Origin of the sequence: Nitrosomonas sp. (genome assembly GCF_043753625.1) — a bacterium.
In the GTDB taxonomy this organism is placed as follows: Bacteria; Pseudomonadota; Gammaproteobacteria; order Burkholderiales; family Nitrosomonadaceae; genus Nitrosomonas.
Map to the genome: position 1 here is coordinate 15,561 of NZ_JAYUWI010000077.1, position 22,000 is coordinate 37,560.

General features: G+C 46.8%; 20 protein-coding genes. 10 read left to right on the forward strand and 10 right to left on the reverse strand.

What is annotated here, in order from left to right:
- The gene (locus tag ACH10T_RS07560) at window positions 1–429 is read right to left on the reverse strand and encodes a DUF4124 domain-containing protein (RefSeq protein WP_394808698.1); all 429 of its coding nucleotides are present in this window, start codon (window positions 427–429) and stop codon (window positions 1–3) included.
- A 223-nt stretch (window positions 430–652) separates the two neighbouring features.
- Window positions 653–2,062 (reverse strand): type I glutamate--ammonia ligase, encoded by a 1,410-nt coding sequence (glnA, locus tag ACH10T_RS07565; protein ID WP_394808699.1) that lies wholly within the window; start codon window positions 2,060–2,062, stop codon window positions 653–655.
- 330 nt (window positions 2,063–2,392) lie between these two features.
- Between glnA and recQ the strand changes: the two genes are divergently transcribed.
- A complete protein-coding gene (gene recQ, locus ACH10T_RS07570; protein WP_394808700.1) occupies window positions 2,393–4,195 on the forward strand; it encodes a DNA helicase RecQ in 1,803 nt (600 codons plus the stop codon).
- 123 nt (window positions 4,196–4,318) lie between these two features.
- On the forward strand, window positions 4,319–4,498 hold the full coding sequence (locus tag ACH10T_RS07575; protein ID WP_394808701.1) for a hypothetical protein: 180 nt from the start codon (window positions 4,319–4,321) through the stop codon (window positions 4,496–4,498).
- A gap of 149 nt (window positions 4,499–4,647) precedes the next feature.
- Here ACH10T_RS07575 and ACH10T_RS07580 read toward each other — a convergent pair whose 3' ends face one another.
- Window positions 4,648–5,235: an FxDxF family PEP-CTERM protein gene (locus ACH10T_RS07580; RefSeq protein WP_394808702.1), complete on the reverse strand. Its 588-nt coding sequence runs from the start codon at window positions 5,233–5,235 to the stop codon at window positions 4,648–4,650.
- A 469-nt stretch (window positions 5,236–5,704) separates the two neighbouring features.
- Between ACH10T_RS07580 and ACH10T_RS07585 the strand changes: the two genes are divergently transcribed.
- From ACH10T_RS07585 to ACH10T_RS07595, 3 genes are all read left to right on the forward strand, one after another.
- A complete protein-coding gene (locus ACH10T_RS07585; protein ID WP_394808703.1) occupies window positions 5,705–5,854 on the forward strand; it encodes a hypothetical protein in 150 nt (49 codons plus the stop codon).
- Window positions 5,855–6,339: 485 nt separating this feature from the next.
- Window positions 6,340–6,534 (forward strand): hypothetical protein, encoded by a 195-nt coding sequence (locus ACH10T_RS07590; protein WP_394808704.1) that lies wholly within the window; start codon window positions 6,340–6,342, stop codon window positions 6,532–6,534.
- Between the two features lie 427 nt (window positions 6,535–6,961).
- Window positions 6,962–7,597 carry a DUF1566 domain-containing protein gene (locus ACH10T_RS07595; RefSeq protein ID WP_394808705.1) on the forward strand — a complete coding sequence of 212 codons (636 nt, stop codon included), beginning with the start codon at window positions 6,962–6,964 and terminating at the stop codon, window positions 7,595–7,597.
- A gap of 124 nt (window positions 7,598–7,721) precedes the next feature.
- Here ACH10T_RS07595 and ACH10T_RS07600 read toward each other — a convergent pair whose 3' ends face one another.
- From ACH10T_RS07600 to ACH10T_RS07620, 5 genes are read right to left on the reverse strand one after another with little or no spacing between them, the layout of a single operon-like run.
- Entirely contained in the window at window positions 7,722–9,866 is a 2,145-nt protein-coding gene (locus ACH10T_RS07600; protein ID WP_394808706.1) for an FAD-dependent oxidoreductase, read from the reverse strand.
- Between the two features lie 2 nt (window positions 9,867–9,868).
- Entirely contained in the window at window positions 9,869–10,822 is a 954-nt protein-coding gene (locus tag ACH10T_RS07605) for a radical SAM protein (RefSeq protein ID WP_394808707.1), read from the reverse strand.
- 2 nt (window positions 10,823–10,824) lie between these two features.
- Complete coding sequence (locus tag ACH10T_RS07610; RefSeq protein WP_394808708.1) at window positions 10,825–11,871, reverse strand: methyltransferase domain-containing protein; 1,047 nt, start codon at window positions 11,869–11,871, stop codon at window positions 10,825–10,827.
- Between the two features lie 40 nt (window positions 11,872–11,911).
- Window positions 11,912–12,601 carry a TIGR04283 family arsenosugar biosynthesis glycosyltransferase gene (locus ACH10T_RS07615; RefSeq protein WP_394808709.1) on the reverse strand — a complete coding sequence of 230 codons (690 nt, stop codon included), beginning with the start codon at window positions 12,599–12,601 and terminating at the stop codon, window positions 11,912–11,914.
- The gene (locus ACH10T_RS07620; protein WP_394808710.1) at window positions 12,594–13,283 is read right to left on the reverse strand and encodes a DUF2064 domain-containing protein; all 690 of its coding nucleotides are present in this window, start codon (window positions 13,281–13,283) and stop codon (window positions 12,594–12,596) included. The genes ACH10T_RS07615 and ACH10T_RS07620 overlap by 8 nt, the downstream gene beginning before the upstream one ends.
- 228 nt (window positions 13,284–13,511) lie before the next feature.
- On the opposite strand from ACH10T_RS07620, the gene ovoA reads away from it, so the two are divergent.
- The 3 genes from ovoA (at window position 13,512) to ACH10T_RS07635 (ending at window position 17,489) form a co-directional block, all read left to right on the forward strand.
- Complete coding sequence (ovoA, locus tag ACH10T_RS07625; protein ID WP_394808711.1) at window positions 13,512–15,626, forward strand: 5-histidylcysteine sulfoxide synthase; 2,115 nt, start codon at window positions 13,512–13,514, stop codon at window positions 15,624–15,626.
- A complete protein-coding gene (locus tag ACH10T_RS07630; RefSeq protein WP_394808712.1) occupies window positions 15,623–16,789 on the forward strand; it encodes a MalY/PatB family protein in 1,167 nt (388 codons plus the stop codon). The genes ovoA and ACH10T_RS07630 overlap by 4 nt, the downstream gene beginning before the upstream one ends.
- 109 nt (window positions 16,790–16,898) lie before the next feature.
- Entirely contained in the window at window positions 16,899–17,489 is a 591-nt protein-coding gene (locus ACH10T_RS07635) for a hypothetical protein (RefSeq protein ID WP_394808713.1), read from the forward strand.
- Window positions 17,490–17,605: 116 nt separating this feature from the next.
- Here the strand turns inward: ACH10T_RS07635 and ACH10T_RS07640 are convergent, their stop codons facing one another.
- Both ACH10T_RS07640 and ACH10T_RS07645 read right to left on the reverse strand, forming a co-directional pair.
- Window positions 17,606–19,189, reverse strand: coding sequence for a putative bifunctional diguanylate cyclase/phosphodiesterase (locus tag ACH10T_RS07640; RefSeq protein WP_394808714.1), 1,584 nt, complete (start codon window positions 19,187–19,189; stop codon window positions 17,606–17,608).
- Complete coding sequence (locus ACH10T_RS07645; RefSeq protein ID WP_394808715.1) at window positions 19,137–20,108, reverse strand: PAS domain-containing protein; 972 nt, start codon at window positions 20,106–20,108, stop codon at window positions 19,137–19,139. Before ACH10T_RS07645 ends, ACH10T_RS07640 begins: the two co-directional genes overlap by 53 nt.
- Window positions 20,109–20,432: 324 nt before the next feature.
- Between ACH10T_RS07645 and ACH10T_RS07650 the strand changes: the two genes are divergently transcribed.
- On the forward strand, window positions 20,433–21,497 hold the full coding sequence (locus ACH10T_RS07650) for an OmpP1/FadL family transporter (RefSeq protein ID WP_394808716.1): 1,065 nt from the start codon (window positions 20,433–20,435) through the stop codon (window positions 21,495–21,497).
- Window positions 21,433–21,840 (forward strand): OmpP1/FadL family transporter, encoded by a 408-nt coding sequence (locus ACH10T_RS07655; protein WP_394808717.1) that lies wholly within the window; start codon window positions 21,433–21,435, stop codon window positions 21,838–21,840. The genes ACH10T_RS07650 and ACH10T_RS07655 overlap by 65 nt, the downstream gene beginning before the upstream one ends.
- Window positions 21,841–22,000 lie beyond the last annotated feature (160 nt).

The following is a 22,000-nucleotide window of genomic DNA, read 5'->3' on the forward strand; positions in this document are numbered from 1 at the left end:
CTATCGAGCAAGCTCTTTTCTTAATGCGGATATATTTCTTTGATGTAAGAATAGCTTGTTTCTTAGCTGTACGGTTTTTTCCTGATGAGTGTTTGATTCGTGCGGATTACTGATCTGTTCCAGGAAATTTCGTGTATCGATAAAAAGCTTTTCTTCCGCTACCAATTCTTTTTTCAGGATCTGGCGACGCATGGCATCGCGTTCTTTCTGTATCGTATCTTTTGCCCGGGGAGAGTTTGGCTGTAATTCCTCGGCATTCCGGGAATAAGAGGCGACAGAGAATTTTTGCGCATTATTAATTGGACGATTGGTAAAGGTAATGTTGCCGTCTTTATCCACATGTTTGTATATGTCTGTTCCTGCAATAGCCTTGGGTAAATTGCCCAACAAGATTAAAGCTAACAGAATAAGCAATGTTCTGGTTTTCATATTTTGCTAGAAGAATTCCGATAAAAATGCAACTATTTGATTAGTCTACCAATGATTTCTTTAATGCAAGGCAAAAAAAGAGCCAAAAAACCCTACTTATTACAGAAATTGATCTGCCTCTAATTGGAAAAATAAATTATCTTATTGATTTGATTTCATAAAAATCTAGACTATTTATTGCATTGCCCATTTATCATCTTCCAGATGCCGGGTTCTTTCCTGACTATAGGCTGTAATACAGATCGAACTCAATCGGATGTGTAGTCATGCGCAGCAATGTGACTTCATTCATCTTAAGATGAATGAACGCGTCAATCATATCATTAGAAAATACACCGCCACGGATTAGAAAATCACGATCTTGATCCAAGCATTCCAAAGCCTCATCTAATGAAGCGCAAGAATTGGGTACTTTGGCAGCTTCTTCCGGCGGTAGATCATAAAGATTTTTATCCATTGGGTCGCCGGGGTGTATTTTATTCTGAATACCATCCAGACCCGCCATCATCAGTGCGGTAAATGCCAAGTATGGATTCGCTGTTGGATCAGGAAAACGTACTTCGATACGGCGTCCTTTGGGGCTGCTGGTGTGCGGAATACGGATTGCAGCCGAGCGGTTACTTGCAGAATAAGCAAGATTGACCGGTGCCTCAAATCCAGCAACCAGCCGTTTATAGGAATTAGTGCTGGGATTGGTGATGGCATTGAGCGCTTTGGCATGCTTCAGGATACCGCCAATATAGAATAGTGCTATTTCTGATAAACCGGCGTAGCCATTGCCAGAAAACAAATTCTTGCCATCTTTCCAGATGGATTGATGGACATGCATACCTGAACCGTTATCGCCGACGATGGGTTTAGGCATGAAAGTTGCCGTTTTGCCATACGAATGTGCGACATTGTGTACGACATATTTAAGTATTTGGTTCCAATCCGCGCGCTTAACCAGGCTATTGAAGCGTGTGCCAATTTCGCATTGTCCTGCAGTAGCTACTTCATGGTGATGAACTTCTACACCGATACCCATTTCTTCCAAGGTAAGGCACATGGCGGAGCGAATATCTTGCAGGGAATCGACGGGTGGTACGGGAAAGTAACCGCCCTTTACGGCTGGCCGATGACCAATATTGCCGCTTTCGTATTTAATGGCCGAACTCCAAGCTGCTTCCTCTGATGCAATCTTAACCGAACAGCCTGACATATCGGTATGCCAGCGAACGGAGTCGAAAATGAAGAATTCAGGTTCAGGACCGAAATAAGCAACATCACCAATCCCCGTTGATTTTAAGTAAATTTCCGCGCGTTTGGCTAATGAACGTGGATCCCGGATATATCCTTTTCCGTCGGCCGGTTCGACCACATCACAGGTGATCAAGAGTGTTGGCTCATCCATGAATGGATCCATATTGGCGGTATCAGGATCGGGTATCAATAACATATCGGATGCTTGAATGCTTTTCCAGCCGTCTATCGACGAACCGTCAAAGGGATGGCCATCTTCAAATTTGTCGGCATCAAAGGTATGTGCAGGTACGGTAACATGGTGTTCTTTACCATTTGTATCTGTAAAACGTAAATCAACAAATTTGACTTCATTGTCTTGAATCAATTTCAAAACATCAGCTACCACCATTTTTCTCTCTCCAGACTAGCGTCACAAATTTTATAAATAAAGATACATATCGATAGAATTATACCAGCACAACACAATGAATAATTTGAAACGATACGAACGATTGCTATCAAACAAGCCGATTGAATATAAACTTGCAAGTGCCAGGGTATGTATTCTACTGTATTATCATAAGGTAAGTCTTTACAATTCGTAAAATTACGATACAGGACATTCAATCGTCAGTGACACGCAGCAATGACCGGAGGCATAGTTTTGTTTTTATCTAAAACCAGGAAAATGGTTCTTGAGCTTGAAGAAAATTGAGAATTTGCAGTAGTTGTATCTTGAATGTCCAAAGCGCTTAACCTACTCAAAGAAGTTTTTGGTTACCCCGCTTTTCGCGGGCAACAAGCAGAAGTCATTGCGCATCTGGGTAATGGTGGCGATTGTCTCGTGCTGATGCCGACAGGCGGAGGCAAATCGTTGTGCTATCAGATTCCTGCTTTGCTGCGCGATGGTGCTGCCATCGTTGTTTCTCCATTGATTGCATTAATGCAAAATCAAGTGGCTGCGCTGCATGAAATCGGGGTGCGAGCAGCGGTTCTGAATTCTTCATTGTCACAGCAGGAAGCTACCCAAGTCGAGCAGAAACTGCTGGCAGGTGAGTATGATCTGCTGTATGTCGCACCGGAGCGCCTGCTGACCGCGCGGTTCTTGAACCTAATTACACGCATTCCGATTGCATTATTTGCGATTGATGAAGCGCATTGTGTGTCGCAATGGGGACATGATTTTCGTCCGGAATATAGTCAATTGTCAGTATTGCATGAGCGCTTTCCCAAAGTGCCTCGTATTGCTTTAACAGCCACGGCTGATATGGAAACCCGGAAAGAGATTATTGAGCGATTGGGGTTGGATATGGCCAGAGTATTTGTTTCCAGCTTTGATCGCCCGAATATCCGTTATCAAATTATTGATAAAACCAATAGCCGCTCACAGTTATTGGCGTTTATACAAGCAGAACATCCAGGCGATGCGGGTATTGTTTATTGTCTGTCTCGTAAGAAAGTGGAAGAAACAGCGGCATGGCTGGCCGATCATGGCATGCGCGCAGTGGCTTATCACGCCGGTATGAACATGCAGGAACGTAGCCAGAATCAGGAAAAGTTTCTGCGCGAAGAGGGCATTGTCATGGTCGCCACGATTGCGTTCGGTATGGGGATTGATAAGCCAGATGTGCGTTTTGTTGCGCATTTGGATTTACCCAAGAGTATTGAAGGTTACTACCAGGAAACCGGCCGTGCCGGCCGTGACGGACAGGCGGCCAATGCCTGGATGGTGTACGGCCTCGGTGATGTCATTCAGCAACGGCGCATGATTGAGGAATCTCAGGCGCAATTAAAATTTAAGCAAGCTGCCGCCCAGAAGTTGGAAGCCATGCTGTCGCTGTGCGAAACAACCACTTGCCGCCGTTTACGCCTGCTAAGTTATTTTGGTGAAGCGACTGATACGGCAGCACACTGTGGAAACTGTGATGTCTGTTTAAATCCACCGCAAGTCTGGGATGCCACGGTAGAAGTGCAGAAGGCGTTATCCTGTGTTTACCGGACTGGGCAGAATTTTGGCGCGGGGCACTTGATTGATGTGTTGCGGGGCAATCTGACTGAACGTGTGAAGCAATGGCATCACGACAGAATCAGTACGTTCGGTATCGGTAAAGACCTGCCCGAGCGAACCTGGCGCGCGGTATTCCGCCAGATCGTGGCGCTTGGCTTATTGACGACGGATAGTGAGGGTCATGGCGCCTTGCAACTGATTGAAGCAAGCCGTGCGGTGTTGAAAGGACAGCAAAGCGTGTTTTTGCGGCTGCAAACTAAGCCTGAGCGATCGGCCGGGAAGCGGCAGACTGATGATCTGGTGCCTCTGGATTCTGCAGAGCGCCACTTGTGGGAGCAGTTACGCTCATGGCGTGCAAAAACAGCCAAGGAACATGGGGTGCCGGCCTATGTGATTTTCCACGATGCTACTTTGCACGAGCTAGTACGTCTATGCCCGCAAACGGAAGATGAATTGCGCCTGGTGACCGGTATTGGTGCGCGCAAACTCGATAAGTATGGCAACCATCTGATTGAGATTCTTCGTGGTTGTTAGAAATTATGAACATAAACTGGAAAAATGCGGCTAGGCTATGCGCTTGAGTATTTGATCAGTTCCGTTATATACTCAAACTTCATGAAGAAATGTAGATCAATTTAAAAAAAGGAATTTTAAGTGATGAAATTATCAATTTTTGCAGTAACTTTAGTTGTATTTTTAGCAGCTTGTTCAAACGCTGATATGGGTGATCCAAATGCTACTGGTGAATGTGAGTTTGGAGTAGGTGGTAATGGTGAATGTCTCAAAGAAGGACAGGATCCACGTCCTTTCGGTGGTAAAAGCAAACCAGGGCATTAATATTAGATTAACTAATAATAAGCACTCAAGATATGAAACAAAAAGACCATCCAAAGCGATGGTCTTTTTGTTTTTGAATCCTTAAAATTTGTGATTTCTGTGTTTAGGAGATTATCTAAAAAAGATACTAATGATTGCGCTGTGATGCATCAATGAACAATTCTTTTGCGACGCGCAGCGTAGCCCACCAAACCTAATCCGACTAATAGCATCGCGTAGGTTTCTGGTTCTGGAACAGCGCTGATCGTATCAGTTACGACGTTGTCTTTATCTGCAATAGAGTTAACCGAAAATACCAAATTCCCACTCGTGAAAGAAAGACCTTCCCAGTTGACATACAGGTGATCCGAATCAAAGCTCAATGTAGGGGTACCCATTACACCCGTATTTGAAACCAGACTAAATGAACTGAATGGACTCAGCGTCGAGGATACATCGCTAATAACGAAGCCATTAAATGCTGCAGATGAAAAGCTGCTGCTATCAGTGAAAGAAATGACGAATCCATCGCCGCCAAAGTCGATTGTGCCATGACCATCGACAACATCAGCTACTTCCACAGCGGAATCGACTAGATAGTCTCCATTGGCTGCTGCAGCATAAGGCGTGCTCAGGTCTGGAAAATAATACTGGTAGTTCACTGTTTGTCCATCAAATATCCCGGCATTTGCAATACTTGCGCTGAAACCAAACCAAAGTGCCACAGAAATTGCTATCAACCGTAAAGAATTTCGCATCATTTAACCCCTGAAAAGTTTATCGCACACCATGAACTACGAGACCGTAGAGTAGGGTGCATAATGCATGAAATGCTTTTAATTAAATAGAGAAAAGTATCATGAAATTAATAAGATAAATGAACTAAAAATGCCCTGGGCATTAATAGTCTGAGTGAACCAGGAGGCGATGGGCTGAATGTCCTGTTAATGAGGTAGTGCAGATGGAGGTGATTTTCTAAGTAACTATATTTATTAGAAAAACATAGAGTGAATCAAACGCGGAGCACACGGGAATCTTAGAGGTCATGTGTCATAAACCATCTTGGTTATGAGCTCAACAACATTTATCTTTAGAAGTACCTTGATTTTCCTCTCTTCATAAAAACGAATAATATTGATGTAGATCAATGTTAAGTTCAACAATAATTGGCAGCATAACCACATCTGCAGCATGTTAGCTGCGGATTTACTAAATATAAGGGATAAAATGAAATTACTAGCATTAGTTACTATTATCATGGCATTGACATTAACATTAACTGCTTGTAGCAAACCATCAGTTGATTCACCTGATACGGAATCATATGGAAAGACTATTAAACCAGATCATAACGTTCCTGAAGGGGATCGTAATTAGTTTGATCTAATATTATAGAGTCAGCCTTAAACGGTGAGATTTCTCATGGTTTCGAAGCCCAAAATGCGGAGATTCTAATCAATCTTTTTAATGGCAGATTCTATAAGAAGTGGGATTATGTGTATTGGGTGCGTTTGAACAAACAACAGTAAAGTTGCATAGGATTTCGCGTAAATCCGCCGCCGGAGAGGTTTTAAGCCGGTTTCTGATTTCCTGATTTTAGCCCGAATCCAGGTTCTGGATTTTTGGGATGGTTGTGCTAGCGGAAGATCCTACACAACTTCACTATGCTTAATAAATGAGCATTTTGAGCCTGTTTTTAACACCGCAGCGGCAACGCAGATAGTTTTTCAACGGCTTGTTAATCGTACCTCATATCAAGCAACACAAAAACACCGGACTGAATCCACGACACACTAGGTTTTATCACGAATAAACTAGGCAGCGATCACAATGAGAAACTCAAAGAATTAGGAAACCTGATAATGAGCGGAACCCAAGCATTCATTTTATTGGTAACTATTGCGGCCCTACTTACCATTAGCATCCTGTGGAAAGATTGGCTTACCGCCAAAGAACACGAGCACTGGCAGGATGCAGCGCTAAAACTCTCTCAACAAGAAACGGAACGCATTAGAATGATTACTGATGCAGTCTCGAAACAAAACTCTTCTCAATAGAATGGCAAGAGAAATTGCCAGGATAATGCGTTGTTATGTACGTAAATTCAATGCAACCAGATGATCAAGCAAGTAAAGAAGGTGCCAGGTGCCTAACATCCGATTTGCATATGATGAACTTTAGCAAGAAAGTGCGTTTATTTTTCCTATACGCATGGTTTGTTTGATTAGGTGGATCAATATTTCATATGCCAAAGTACCGGATACTGCAAAATATATATTGAGAGAGGAAAATAAAATGTATGGAGTTATCTCGTTGGTTGTGCATGCCTGTATTAGGTATATCGTATTAAGGAGTTATAGCTGATCAGGCGCTTAATTTTAATCATCGTTACGTTAGCGTTATAGAATTTATCTTTAAACGGTCTACCATAATTCGCTGTATACAAGTTGCTTTTGGTTATCAATCAAACAGGGAGCAGAGAGTATGATTAAGTTATTAAGAACCCTATTATGTATCGGTGTTTTTTCGCTCGGACTATTATCAGTGGCGAATGCGAATTTAGAGGTGCGCCTGGGCGGCAAAGCAGTATACGATACTGATCTGAATATTACTTGGTTGGCGGATGCTAATTACGCTCAAACATCTGGGTACGATGCTGATGGCCAGATGAACTGGTTTGACGCCAATACATGGGCAGCAAGCCTTAATATAGGTGGAGTAAGTGGCTGGCGCTTGCCAAAAGCAGATACAAATTGTTTGGGGGGTGGTACCTGCACAGACAGCGAAATGGGGCACCTGTATGCAATTGAATTAGGTGTTCGTTCCCCAAATCCTATCTTAGAGAGTTCCGACCCAGATCTTGCTTTGTTTACACACATTCGGCTCGGTTACTACTGGGCCAGTGAGGAGTATGGGCCTATTCCAGACCGCGCGTGGCTCTTCTACTTCCATTCCGGTCATCAGATCGCGGTCGACAAACCCAACCCTCTGTATGCATGGGCTGTTCACGATGGCGATGTTGCTTTATTAGTACCAGAACCAGAAACTTACGCTATGTTGATGGCTGGCCTAGGCTTGCTGGGTTTCATGGCACGTCGTAGAAAAGAATCAATCGTGTAATTTAGACTTAGATTTAATCCAGAACGAGGGTTTGGTTCCCGTTTTTGTTTCTCAAACAAGGCACCAAGTCCCGAATAAAGAATTCTTGCGCATCAAAATGAGCGCACCTTGAATCCGCCATTCCTCAATCAATTGTACTTCCTCGCTTCTTGGCATGATATTTCTCCACCCATTTAAGCAGCCATTGCGGCGCATGCGCACGCTTCCATTCTCCTGCTGCATATTTATTGGCTTCTGACCAGGTAGGATAGGTATGGATGGTGCCTAGAATTTTGTTCAGGCCCAAGCCATGCTTCATGGCCAGTACAAATTCGGCGATTAAATCGCTGGCGTGCGCGCTGACTATGCTGACGCCAAGAATACGATCCTTACCCGGTACTGTCAGCACTTTGACAAAGCCCTGCGCCGCTTCGTCGGTAATTGCGCGATCCAGATCACCAAGATTGAAACGCGTTACTTCGAAGGCGATATTGCGTGCTTTGGCTTCATTTTCCGATAATCCCACCCGTGCCACTTCCGGGTCGGTGAAAGTCGTCCATGGAATCACTGAATAATCGACTTTGAAGCGTTTGAAATCACTAAATAGTGCATTGACTGAGGCATACCACGCTTGATGCGCGGCCGTGTGGGTGAATTGGTAGGGTCCGGCGACATCACCGCAGGCACAGATGTTGGGATAAATGGTTTGTAACCAGGCATTGGTTTCGATGGTGCGTTGTGGTGAAACCGGGATACCCAGTTCCTCCAATCCAAAACCTTCTGTGCGGGGTACCCGGCCGACGGCGCATAACAGCGCGTCAAACGGCAATTTGATTTCTTTGCCGTCAGTGCCGCGCACCGTCAAATATTGCGCATTACCTTCTTTCTCACAGCGCAGCGCTTCCGTTTGCGTCAGCAGGGTTACGCCATCCGCTTGCAATGCCGCTTTAACCAGCGCGATTGCATCCGCATCTTCGCGCGGCAAACAATCTCTCCGCACGATTTGTGTGACTTGGCAGTCCAACCGGGCAAATGCTTGCGCCAACTCGCAGCCGATTGGTCCGCCGCCTAAAACAATCAAGCGTTCCGGCCGTTCGGTCAGTGACCAAAGGGTATCGGAGGTGTAATAACGCACCGACTCCAATCCTGGAATTTCAGGCACTATCGGGCGTGCGCCGGTCGCAATGACGATGGCACGCGTGGTCAGTGTTTGTCCATTGACTTCCACCGACCAGGGTGAAGTCATTTTCGCGTTCCCTTGCAGTACTTCTACACCCAGTTGGGTATAACGTTCTATCGAATCATGCGGTTCGATTGTTTTGATCACGCGCTGGACACGTGCCATGACATCCGAAAAATCATACCGAACGTTGGCCTGTACAATACCCAGTGATGTGGCGTTTTTTGCCTGCTGCAAGAAAGTGGCGGTGCGGATCAGCGCCTTGGACGGTACACACCCGTAATTGAGGCAATCGCCACCCATCTTGTGGTTTTCAATCAAGGTCACTTTGGCACGCGTTGCCGCTGCGATATACGCGCTGACCAATCCGGCAGCACCGGCGCCGATCACGATCAGATTGCGGTCAAATTGGCGCGGCTTGGTCCAGCGCGCATATAAGCGGCGGATTTTTATCAGCCCGATACCCCAACGGGCCAGCCACGGAAAGAGCCCCAACACAACTAATGAAATAAGTAATGCCGGAGACATGACATCAGACAAGTGCGTGATTGCTGCCAGCTGTGTACCCGCATTCACATATACGGCGGTTCCAGCGAACATGCCAACCAGGCTAACCCAGAAGAAAGTAGTGCTACGGATACTGGTCAATCCCATCAGTAAATTGATGAGAAAGAATGGAAAAACAGGCACTAAGCGTAGGGAAAATAAATAAAAAACGCCATCCTGTTCAATTCCCTTGTTGATGGTGTCCAGGCGATCGCCAAAGCGGCGCTGCACGGCATCGCGCAATACATAACGCGCCGTCCAGAATGCCAGTGTAGCGCCGATCGTAGCCGATACCAATACCACCGGCACACCGACCCATACTCCAAAAATCGCGCCACCGGCAAGTGTCATAACCGTCGCGCCGGGGAATGACAGCGCAGCCATCACGATATAGACTGCCGCGAAAATACCGGTCACAAGAAACGGATCTATCCGGTAGGCTTGCTGTAATGCTTCATGCTGGTCTTTGAGCGCTTCCAGCGTGAAAAAGTGTCCCAAGTCAAAACTAAAAAACAATCCAATCAACAAGCCAAGCAGAATCAGTAGCCACCAGCGGCGTTTCATGGCTATCGCTTCATTTCACTGCACGAAGCGCCATACTGAAAACAACTATAACAGCGATGATGTTTCATACTGACCGGCACTTTCAGACTTGCGGCCAGTGTTGTACCCAGCACATAATCGGCATCATCATCCACCAACGTGCACGCATAGACCTTGCATTTACCTTCACTTTTGACGACCATGCGGCTGAATGCGCACATAAATTCCCGGCGCGTCGATTCGTTCTGATAATCCACCATGCAACTGTGCGAAATCTGCGGTGCGGTGACTGTGATACCGGGTGGATGGAACTCAGGAAACTCGATGCGCGGCAGATTTTCCGGCAATCCTGCGCCGCGAAAAACTTCCGCAAAACATTGGGCGACTTTATGGCCAGGCAAACCCGGGATGGCTTGATTGGCCACCGATACACTGAATCCCATGTCATGCAATGCACAGAGTCCATCCAGTGCCATTGAAAACATACCTTCACCCCGATTCTTGTCGTGCTGTTCCGCTGAAAAATGATCCAGGCTAACGCGAAAATGCACAGCGTTTGGCTGTTCACGCAAGAGTTTTAGTTGCGGTAAGCGTTTAATCAATGGTTCCGTGGCATTGGTTAGCACCATGCAGGGGCGATGCTGCAGCGCATACTCCAGAATGCGAATCAAGTCTTTGTTAATAAAAGGCTCGCCGCCGGTAAAAGAGAACTGTTTAATGCCCAATATCAACGCTTCGTCGATGAATGACTTGGCGTCGTCAAAACGCATCAGTTGCAAGCGGTCATCGCCGGGTTTGGAACCTTCCAGACAAAAAGGACAAGCCAGATTACAAGCGGTGCCGGTATGAAACCAGAGTTCTTCTAAGGCATGGGAACGAATAAAGCCACGCGGTTTGTCATCGGGTGTGACATACCACAGCTTGGAGCGTGAACGATGTTCAGTCAATGTGAGTGCGGGTAAGACGTTGGCATTCATGTTCAGCAGCACCCGCCATACTGTTCACCTTGCATTGCATCATCAAATGGAATTCCCATGCCGCAACCTGGGAAAATACCAAAGTGCTGATCAAAGTTACCGTAAAAATCAAAATGTTTGACAAAGCGTGTGTCATGCAGCATGCGCCAGGTATTGCCACACACCGAAAACTGTCTGCCGGTCTCGATGAAATGATGCTTATCCAGCCGGAACACATGACGATGATGCGGAATGGTGCCGCGATATACAACGGATTGCCCGTGATCTTCACAAGCCAGTTCCAGATCATGCAGTTTGAACAAGCGATAGGTCGCCGAATAAAAAAGGATGTTGCCCGTTTTTTCCGCCAGTTCTGGGTTACTAATGTCAATGGGACGATCGTCAATCAAGCGCGGATCGGTGAAGCCGTGTTTGATTGACAATTGCAGAAAGTCATTCCAATACAATGCCCCGCTCAAGCATTCGCCATACAGTACCGGGTCATGGGTCAATGCTGCCGGAATGCGCCGGTCGCTGTATACATCGGAGAAATACAGTTCCCCGCCTGGCTTCAAGACGCGGAAAGCTTCGCGCAACACTGCCGCTTTGTCCGGAGCCAGATTAATCACGCAATTGGATACAATCACATCCACGCTGGCATCCGCCAATTCAAGTTCGTTCAATCGCTCGATATAACCATGCAGGAAATGGACGTTGCTGCGTTTATAGCCAAAAGCCTTTTGATGATATTTTTCATGCTGGCGCGCCACCGTCAGTTGCTCTTCGGTCATATCCACACCGATTACCTGTCCTTTTTCCCCGGCCAGTTGGGACAGCACATAAACGTCTCGTCCAGCGCCGCAACCCAGATCCAGAATGGTCAAGCCGTTCAGTAATTCGGGCAAAACCAGGCCACATCCATAATAACGAGTTTGTACTTCGTTATGCACGCGCGCCAGTAAAGGTTTTACAAAATCTGGCAAACCTGCATCCGTGCAACATGCGTTGGTTTGCAAATCCTGACTGCCCGTCAGTGTTTCACCATAATATTTCTGAACAATCTCTTGCATGGTATTCCTTGTAATTGGATGGTTAGCGACATTATGTCATTCAAGAGCCATTTTTAGAATGATAACGTGAAGCCAATTCCTGCGGTGTGACGCCGCACATAAAATTCAAAGCCAGCTTGCGATTAAACCAGGTTCGCCGCCACCAGCCATCGCGTTGCCAGCGCCGTGGATCGATAAAAATCGGCGCGGCTAACGGCAAAAACTTGCCAAACCGGCGCGCAGCGCGTATCAAAGGCACTTCTTCAAACAACGGCCAAGACGCGTGTCCACCTATTTGATGATAAACTGAACACGCCATGAAAATTCCCTGATCGCCATAAGGAATCCCTATTTTGCAACGCAAAGCAATCATTGGTTCCAGGATAAACGCCGGCCAGGCACGCGGTGCGGCAAAGCGAAAACGGAAATAACCGCCAATTGCGCCTTGAGCAATTGCATTTGTCATTGCCGTCAATGGATCTGCTGATAATAGCGCATCGGCATGTAAAAACCACAAAACATCGCCTTTAGCTTGCGCCGCGCCGGTTAGAAGCTGCTGCCCGCGGCACGGTTCGCTGGCTATCCATTTTGCCGCAAATTGTGCACAGATTTCTGCACAAGATTCACTATTGGCAGCATCCACGACGATGATTTCCCAAGGTTTTCGCGGTAATTTTTGCAATTGCGCGAGCAAACACGCAAGTTTTTCTTCGTCATGGAAACAAGGGATAATGATACTGAAATTAAGCATTGGCGATCTTCAGGGTGGAAAGGATATTTTTTGTCAGTTCAAGCAGCGCACGGCGTGCTGGCCGTTGATCGTGTTTGAGTAAGTTAACCAGTTTTACAAAATCGCCGATTTCATCCACATCAGTGCCTTGTCCCAATATTTTTACGGATTGCTTTGCGCTACGGCACGCATCGATGAGCGCGGCGCCCAATTGATCGCTGCTCCACGGCAAAGCCGATAAATCCGGCCATGCACAACGGCTGGCCATCAGCACAACGCCGCCATCCAGCGCCGGGATCAACACGATATCTGCGTGCTGCAATGCTGCGCGTACTGCGGCATAATCTGCTGTATCCAGCCCGGGGGAATCGCTGCCAATAAATACCAATTGTTTCATTCCTTGTGCACGCACTATTTGATCCAGTGCATTCAGCCGCTGTCCCAGATTCCCTGCTACCTGAGGGACAACCACCACTGGGGAAGGAATCGGTGCTGAAAAAGCCCGTGCCCATTCAATATCCGCCATACTGGCAGGAGCAATCGCTACCGGGCCGGGCCAATTACAAGCATCTTCCAATGCACAAGCCAATAATGCCTCAGCAACTTTTTGGGTCATTTCATTGCCTAAATTTGCTGCCAATCTTTGTTTGCCGATACCGGGTGCGGGCTTTTTGCATACCAGAATCAGAGTGGGTTCTGTCATTTTCTTATAATATTAAAATGAAATAATCAATCATAAAGACAAATTCTTGGAATCTACGCTCAACATCGTTTATTTTTCTTCAAGATACACTAGATGCATTGCTTTCCTTACTTTTTAAGCGCGATCGATCAAGAATAAATGACTTTTATCCCGATTGAATATGATCTGAAAAGCTTGAAGCGCTATAATACCGCTCAAAAAACCGAATAATTCGTTATAAATTACTTTATGCCACAACCTTTATTTCAAAGAACACCATTACTTGACGGCGCCGATGTCAACTTGAAACGTGAAGAGATACGCACGTATTTTCACGCCACGCTGAATTGTTATGAGCAGCTTTTTGAAACACTGCGTAATGATGAAGCCTACTATAAAAAACCCATTTCACTTCGTCATCCTTTGATTTTTTATTTGGGACATACGGCTACATTTTTTGTCAACAAGCTGATTCTCGCCGGACTTATTACCGAGCGCATCAATCCGAGACTGGAATCGATCTTTGCTGTCGGCGTCGATGAAATGAGCTGGGATGATCTGGATAGCGCGCATTATGACTGGCCTGCTGTGAACGAAGTGCGCGCCTATCGCAAAACCATGCGTGCCGTGGTCGATAAATTGATTACCACGATGCCGCTGACCTTACCGATCTCCTGGGACAATCCTTGGTGGCCGATTCTGATGGGCATCGAACATGAACGCATCCATCTGGAAACCTCTTCCGTATTGATTCGCCAGCATGCGCTTGAATTTGTGCGATCACATCCGGATTGGCTGCCTTGCCGCAAATCAGGAACCGCGCCATCCAATGAACTGGTTCCTGTTGCAGCCGGCACTGTGACCATCGGCAAAAGCAAAACCGATGCAACGCATTATGGCTGGGATAACGAATACGGCTTGCACAGCGCGGATATCTCCACTTTCCAGGCGAGCAAATATCTGGTCAGTAATCAGGAGTTTTTACCTTTTGTAACAGCCAATGGCTACCATACGGAGAGTTTTTGGCAGGAAGAAGGACGTTCATGGAAAAAATTTACGCTGGCTGAACATCCCGCTTTCTGGGTATCCAAAAACGGTGTCTGGTATCTGCGGGTGATGACCGAAGAAATACCGATGCCGTGGGACTGGCCGGTCGAAGTCAATTATCACGAGGCGAAAGCGTTTTGTAACTGGAAAGTTGCCACCACCGGGCAACCCGTGCGATTACCGACGGAAGACGAATGGTGCCGGTTGTACGATGTCGCCCAATTATCCGAGGTGCCGGTCAATACACCGGCTGTTGGCAATCTGCATCTGGATTATTACGCATCCAGCTGCCCGGTGACCGAATTTCCGCAGGGCGAATTTTTCGATATCGTCGGCAACGTTTGGCAGTGGACCGAAACACCGACTTATCCTTTTGCCGGTTTTGACGTGCATACGTTGTATGACGACTTCACTACGCCCACTTTTGATAACCAGCACAACCTCATTAAGGGCGGCTCCTGGGTTGCTTGCGGCAATGAAACGCTGCGTAGCGCACGTTATGCATTCCGCCGGCATTTCTTTCAGCACGCGGGATTCCGCTATGTCGTCACCGACACACCGGCGATTCTGCAAAGTTCCAGCTATGAAACTGACAAACTGCTGTCGGAGTATGCTGAATTTCATTATGGCGATACCTATTTTGATGTGCCGAATTTCCCCAAAGCCTTGGCCGAAATTGCCATCGCTGCGATGGGTAGCCGGCCTAAACGCACGGCGCTGGATTTGGGTTGCGCATCTGGCCGCTCCACGTTTGAATTGGCGCATGCTTTCGATCACGTCACCGGCATAGATTTCTCCGCGCGCTTCATTGGTCAAGGCGTGCAACTGGTGCAGCAAGGCATATTGCGCTATACGCTGACAGACGAGGGCGAGCTGGTTTCCTACAAGGAACGCACACTGACCAACCTGGGGTTGGGTACGATCAAACATAAAGTCGAGTTTTTCCAGGGCGATGCGTGCAACTTGAAGTCCATTTTCACCGGTTACGACCTGATTCTCGCCGCCAACTTGATTGATCGCTTGTATGATCCGGCCAAACTGCTCAACAGTATTCATACGCGCATCAATAGCGGCGGTTTGCTGATGATCACATCGCCGTACACCTGGTTGACCGAGCACACGAAAAAGGAAGCCTGGGTCGGCGGATTTAAACGTGATGGGGAGAATTTCACCACGTTGGACGGACTGAAAGAAATCCTGGGCAGCCATTTTCGCTTGATTCAAGGTCCGCAAGCCGTGCCTTTTGTCATTCGCGAAACCAAACGTAAATACCAGCATACGTTATCAGAAGTCACGATTTGGGAGAAGATTGCTTGAGTAGTGGCTTTGATTTTGACCACGAAATTAACCGCGAAGGCACTCACAGCGTCAAGTATGACGGGCGGCAAAACATGTTTGGCAAACGCGACGTCATCCCGGTGTGGGTGGCCGACATGGATTTTGCCGCGCCGCCTGCAGTCACCCGGGCACTGACAGAACGCGCCGCTCACCCGATTTATGGCTATACGCTTTTCCCGGACAGTTTATACGAAGCCCTGATTAGCTGGATGCAGCGGCGCCACGGCTGGCGCATACAACGTGATTGGATCATCCTGTGTCCCGGCGTGGTTCCCTCCATTAATGCTGCGGTGATGGCGTTTACGCAGCCCGGCGAATCCGTCATCATCCAACCCCCGGTGTATTTTCCGTTTTTCTCCGCCGTCACCCAAACCGGCAGAAAACTGATCCAAAATCCGCTGCATCTGGAAAATGGCCGTTACACCATCGATTTTGACCATCTGGAGCAATGCGCCAAGGAAGCGAAACTGCTATTGCTTTGCTCGCCGCATAATCCGGTCGGCCGAGTCTGGCAACCCGCTGAACTGGAACGTTTGTTGGATATTGCCGCAAAACATGATCTGATCATTTTTTCCGATGAAATTCATGCCGACTTGATCTATCCCGGCAATCAACACCACACATTGGCCATTTTTCCAGAACACGCTGCAAAAATTATCACCGCTGTCGCGCCGAGCAAAACCTTCAACATTCCCGGATTGAATCTGTCTGCGCTGATTATTCCGGATCAATCCACCCGCGATGCCGTCACAAAAGTGTTTAATACTCTGCATATCAGCGCATCCAACCCGTTCAGCATCGCCGCTTTTGAAGCCGCCTACCGCGAGGGCGAAGCCTGGCTGGAAGCACTATTGATTTATCTGCGCGATACGCGCGATTGCGTGGAAACCTTTCTGGCCGAACATTTGCCGGAAATTAAAGTCATCAAAGCCGAAGGCACGTATTTGTTATGGCTGGATTGCCGGGCATGGAATAGGACCGACGCGCAACTGAAACATTTCTTCGTCCATGAAGCCGGTGTCGGTATGAGTCCCGGCATTCTGTTTGGTGCGGAAGGTAGCGGGTTTATGCGATTGAATATTGGTGCGCCGAGGAAGACGGTTTTAAAGGTGTTGGAGAAGATTAAGCAAGCGAAGAACTGAGAGAAACTAACGTATTTAACTAAAAATAATCTCCCACAATCAATCCAATGAACCGGTAAGCTTTAGTCTTAATATTTAACCTTATAATCTTCTTGATAAAGGTTTCAACATGTGGACACAAGTCATTGCGGTACATCCTTGGGTCGGCGAAAGGTATAGAAGCCCGCTGCACTTCAAATATAAGACTCTAATTTTGGGTGAATCCAACTTTACCGAATCGCATAAATTCAGATCTAGCTTAGTTATTGAATGTGTTTTAAATGACATGGAAACCGATTCCTCGAAAGAAAGAGATACAACAGGTTTTTGTAGATTCTCCACGAAGATTAGATGGATCATTTTTGGGCGCTGTGAAACGATTGGTTCGAATGGTTTTTGGCAAGACGTCGCTTTCTACAACTTCGTCCAGTCACTTGTAGGTGATAAAGCCAGAATTAGACCCACTTTGGAAATGTGGCAAGAAGCCGTCCCAGCATTCATTGAAATTGTCTCTAAACTCAAACCAGATAGGATTTTCGTGCTCGGAAAAGCCAATTGGAAAAATTTATTGGAACACATTGAGCACGAAGTCATTGATCAGTTCGTTGTTAAACTCAAGATTGGGTCTGAGTTTGTAACCGCAGGATATGTTAATCATCCATCTTCAAGTTTGTCCTATGGTACATGGCAGCCCATCGCACAACGACTCCTCTTGGTTTAGTGGTAAGCAATTGAGACTGAGAAAATTCTCGAAGCAGAGACTGTGATGTTGGGATGACGAAAGGAATCCCCGCATCACAGTTATCAAAACACAGAGAATACAAATGTCTCTGCGTTTTAAATTTTAGTCGTGTTTGGAGGTGCTTCTTCCTGAGACGCACTCAAAGATTTCTCCGAACCGGAATCAAACAGCTGCGGTTCAGCGAGCCAGAATCCTTGTGCGTAGTCGATACCCATATTTTCCAGAAGTTGGAATGTCTGGGCATTTTCGACCCATCCGGCGATGATTTTTAGCCGCATGACATGTCCGATGCGGTTGATCGATTCGACCATCGCATGATCAATCGGATCGGTGGCCATATCCTTGATCAACCGTCCGTCGATTTTCAGATAATCCAGCGGGAAGTTTTTCAAATAGCCGAATGACGACACGCCGCTGCCAAAATTGTCGATGGAGATACGGCAACCCAATTCTTTGAGGGTTGAAATAAAATGCGTGACATGCTTTAAATCAGCCAGTGCAATATGTTCGGTGATTTCAAAACAGATATTGGCAGGATTTATTTTGCTGGCTCTGATGCTATCCACTGTAAAATTGAGAAAATCCGTGTTTCCAAGCGCTTGTGCGGACAAGTTGATGGTGTAAACGGCGTTGGATGGCTGGCGAGCGTGCGCCTTGAGTAATTTGAACAATTGCTGTATTACCCAGCGATCGATCATCAGCATCTGATCATGCCGTTCGGCAGAAGGGAGAAACGCGCCCGGCATGATCATTTGGCCGTGTTCATCCTTCAGGCGCAGCAGGATTTCACCGTGTTCCTCCAAGCCATTTTTTCCGGAAATCGCCCGGATTGGTTGCAAATACAAGTATAGCCGCTGATCGGCAATGGCTTGTTGAATACGCGGCAGCCACTGCAGCTCACCCGGTTTTTGCTGCTTATCAGCCGCTTGATACACATGAACCCGGTTCCGTCCCTGATCTTTGGCCTCATAACACGCGCTATCGGCTGCATTGAGTGCATGGGCAAGGCCTTCATTCGCGTGGGTGATGGGGAATAATCCGATGCTGACGCCAATCGTGAACGTCTTGTTTTGATAGTGATAGCGATAGTTCTGCACCAGTTCACGCAAAGTCTGCGCGACTTGTACTGCTTCATTTTGCGGGCAATGTTCCAGAATAATGCCAAATTCGTCGCCGCCGAGACGTGCCAGCGTATCCCGTGTGCGCAGCTTGGATTGGAACAAAACGGTCACCTGGCGCAATAACTCATCTCCGGCGCTATGCCCGCAGAAGTCATTGATAATTTTAAACTGATCCAGGTCGAGATACAGCAGCGCATGCGTGTCATTTTTGCGCGTCGATGCCAGGATTTTGCTGAGTCGAGATTCGAATTCCTTGCGATTTAACAGACCGGTCAGCGAATCATGCGTTGCCTGGTAGGCGAGTTTTTGCGTTATCTTGCGTTGTTCTGTGACATCCCGGAAGGTTATTACAGTTCCAATCACATGTTCTTGCTCGTTTTGAATCGGCGCTACGGAATAATCGATGATCCATTCTTGCTTGTCTTTACGGATCAGCAGGCATTCGCGATGGCCTTTGATATTCCCGGATTTATTTGAGTGGCCGTCGAGCGGGTTTTCAACAGGCTCACGGGTAAGTCGTGTCCAGAATGTTAAAAACGTCCTGCAGCGGTGCGCCATTTGCATCCTGGTTGTGCCAGCCGGTGAATATTTCCGCGACTGGATTGAGATAGGTTATTTTTCCGCTGGAATCGGTAGTGATCACCGCATCCCCGATACTGGCTAAAGTGACTTGAAAGAGCTCTTTTTCATGATACAAGACATCATTAGCTAAGGCGAGCGCTTCCGTGCGTTCCATTACCCGTTGTTCCAGTTGCTCTTTGACAGTTTGTAATGCTTGCTGCGAGCGATCCTTTTCTTCGATTTGTGTTTGTAGCAGCCGATTAATCGTATTTTGGCGATCCTTGGCTTGGATCAGGCGTTTTAACAGGTCGAAATTTTCGAAGCGGAACTTAAGAGAATCCGAGACGGTATGGTGCAGCCGATGCGAAATGCTTCCCATCGCGAAAACAAACAGCAAATAAGTAAGCGCGAGGATGAGATGAATGTCACTTTCATGCGTGATAACCTGATAAGTGAAAGGAAGGACAACGGGTATTGAGAAGGCTGAAAAGGCCCATTTGTACGACGATAATGTGGCCATTGCACCCGCCACCATACCGCCAAGCAAGTAGGCGAGAAATAACTGGTGCATTGCGCTGCCGCTTATAAAAAGAATGCTTCCTGCGCCGCCCCAAAGTATTCCCGACAACAATGTGCCGATTAAAAACCGGCGCCCCCAGACGGGGGATTCGGTAATAGCCGGGTTTTTGCGGAAATAAGATTTGATCAGCAGAAATCGTGCGAAGGTAAGCAGATAGATTGCCGCCAGCCAGCTCACAAGCCAGACTGTTGCAACAAGATTCCAGAAAACAAAAGTAAGCGCTGCGGCAATGATCAGTGAAACAATAAGCGCTTTAGGGGCTTGCTGGTAAAGCAGTTTTATCTGTTCAGCCAGCAGTTCGGCAGCGTGATTGGATTGCTGAAACCGGGAATTCATTGTGTGCTGATTGAATTTCGATTCCATGTAATCATTTTTCATTGCGAACAAATTAAGTGGATTGTACGCCGCTTGCCAAAGAATTTTTCAATCAATCGGAGGCTGTTTATCCGATATAAAGAAGCATATAATTCATTTTCAATGAGTTGAGGCGAAAAATCGGATGCGCAGTTTACTTTAGTGACAATACTGTGCTCGAGTCGAATCCGGGAAATATTCATTTTTGGCGTGTCAGATAATTCTTATTGACAGCGCTAAAATTATACTTAAAATTTTTTGTAAGTAAAGAAACCTGTCGTATGTATTGACCTACTGAGACAAACAATGAACTCAATTGATCAAGAGAATTACGGGAGTGAATCTGTTAATCCGAGCCGTATAGAAGCGTGTTTTGTTCATCGCAGTATTACGCATTACATCGGCATCCTTCTATTTGTTGTTTCAATACCCGTAACGGGCGCCGGTATTGCTGTGATGGAACAGAGTGTCAAGGAATTGGGGCAAGCCTTTTCCGGCGCACCAACCAATATTGATGACGGCAGTATGGTGTTTTTTAATCCGGGCGCGATGAACCATGTGCGCGGCAAGCTGGTTTCGGTAGCCGGATATGTCATTGTACCTTCCGCGACTTTCCAGAATAGTACGTCACATTTGAGCCCGGCGTTGGGCGGTGCGCCGTTAAAAGGCGGTAATGGCGGAGACTCCGGCAATTTAGCTTTTATTCCCAATATTTATTATGTACAGGAGCTGACAAAACGGGTGGCTTTCGGTTTCGGTTTTAATACCCCATTTGGCACGAGCAACAGCTATCAATCGGATTGGAAAGGGCGCTATCAAGCCATCGATTCGGAAATTATAACGATTAACCTTAATCCATCGTTATCTTTCAAGGTAACCGAAAGGTTTTCGGTTGGCGCTGGTTTCAACGTGCAGTACCTGAAATCCAGATTGACCAACGCCGTAGATTTTGGAACAGCCTGCTTGCAGGCACTACAAAATGCTGCGACTTGTGCCAGTCAAGGACTCCTGCCGCAAGCCGCAGACGGACATGCCTCACTCAAAGGTGACAGTGTTGGGTTTGGCTATAACTTTGGCGCCTTCTATGCGTTGAATCAAGATACTCGATTCGGGGTTAGTTACCGCTCCAGAATTGCGCATGATGTGCACGGCAATGCAAATTTTTTCGTGCCGAGTAATGCCATGATATTGACGGGAAGAGGGAGTATCGATACCAATGCACTTACCTCAATCACACTACCTGACAATGTATTGTTTGGTTTCTCGCATCGCTTTAGCCCCCCGCTGGGCTTTCTCTGCAGATGCGTTGTGGACGCATTGGAGTCTTATCAAGGAACTGAGAACAAATTTTTCTTCGCCGCAGCCCGATGATGTACAAAACCTGAAATGGAACGATACTTGGCGCTATGCGGTGGGCGTCAATTATTTCTCAGAAACCAACAAATGGATATTCCGTACCGGGTTTGCCTACGATCAAACGCCTGTTCCGGATGCGCAGCATAGGTCAGCGCGTGTTCCTAATAACAGTCGTTATTGGTTAACGGCTGGGTTTACTTATGCGTTGTTAAAAAATGTGAATATCCACGGTGCTTACGCACACTTATTTATGAACGATTCGGCGATTAATAACCGAGGATCAACGGCTGGTTTTCTCGTTGGGCAATATTCTGAACAAATCAATATCGGCGGTCTTCAACTGGATTGGCGTTTCTGAACTAACTCATGTAGGGGTGCAAATACCACCTCTAATTGAGTCGCTAAATGGTCATGTATTTAAGGAAACACTGATTTATTCGATCACATCGACTTTGGTCATAAAGGTTTTATTAAATGCATCCTATTGATAGATATGGAATAGAGCGATGCAATCAAGC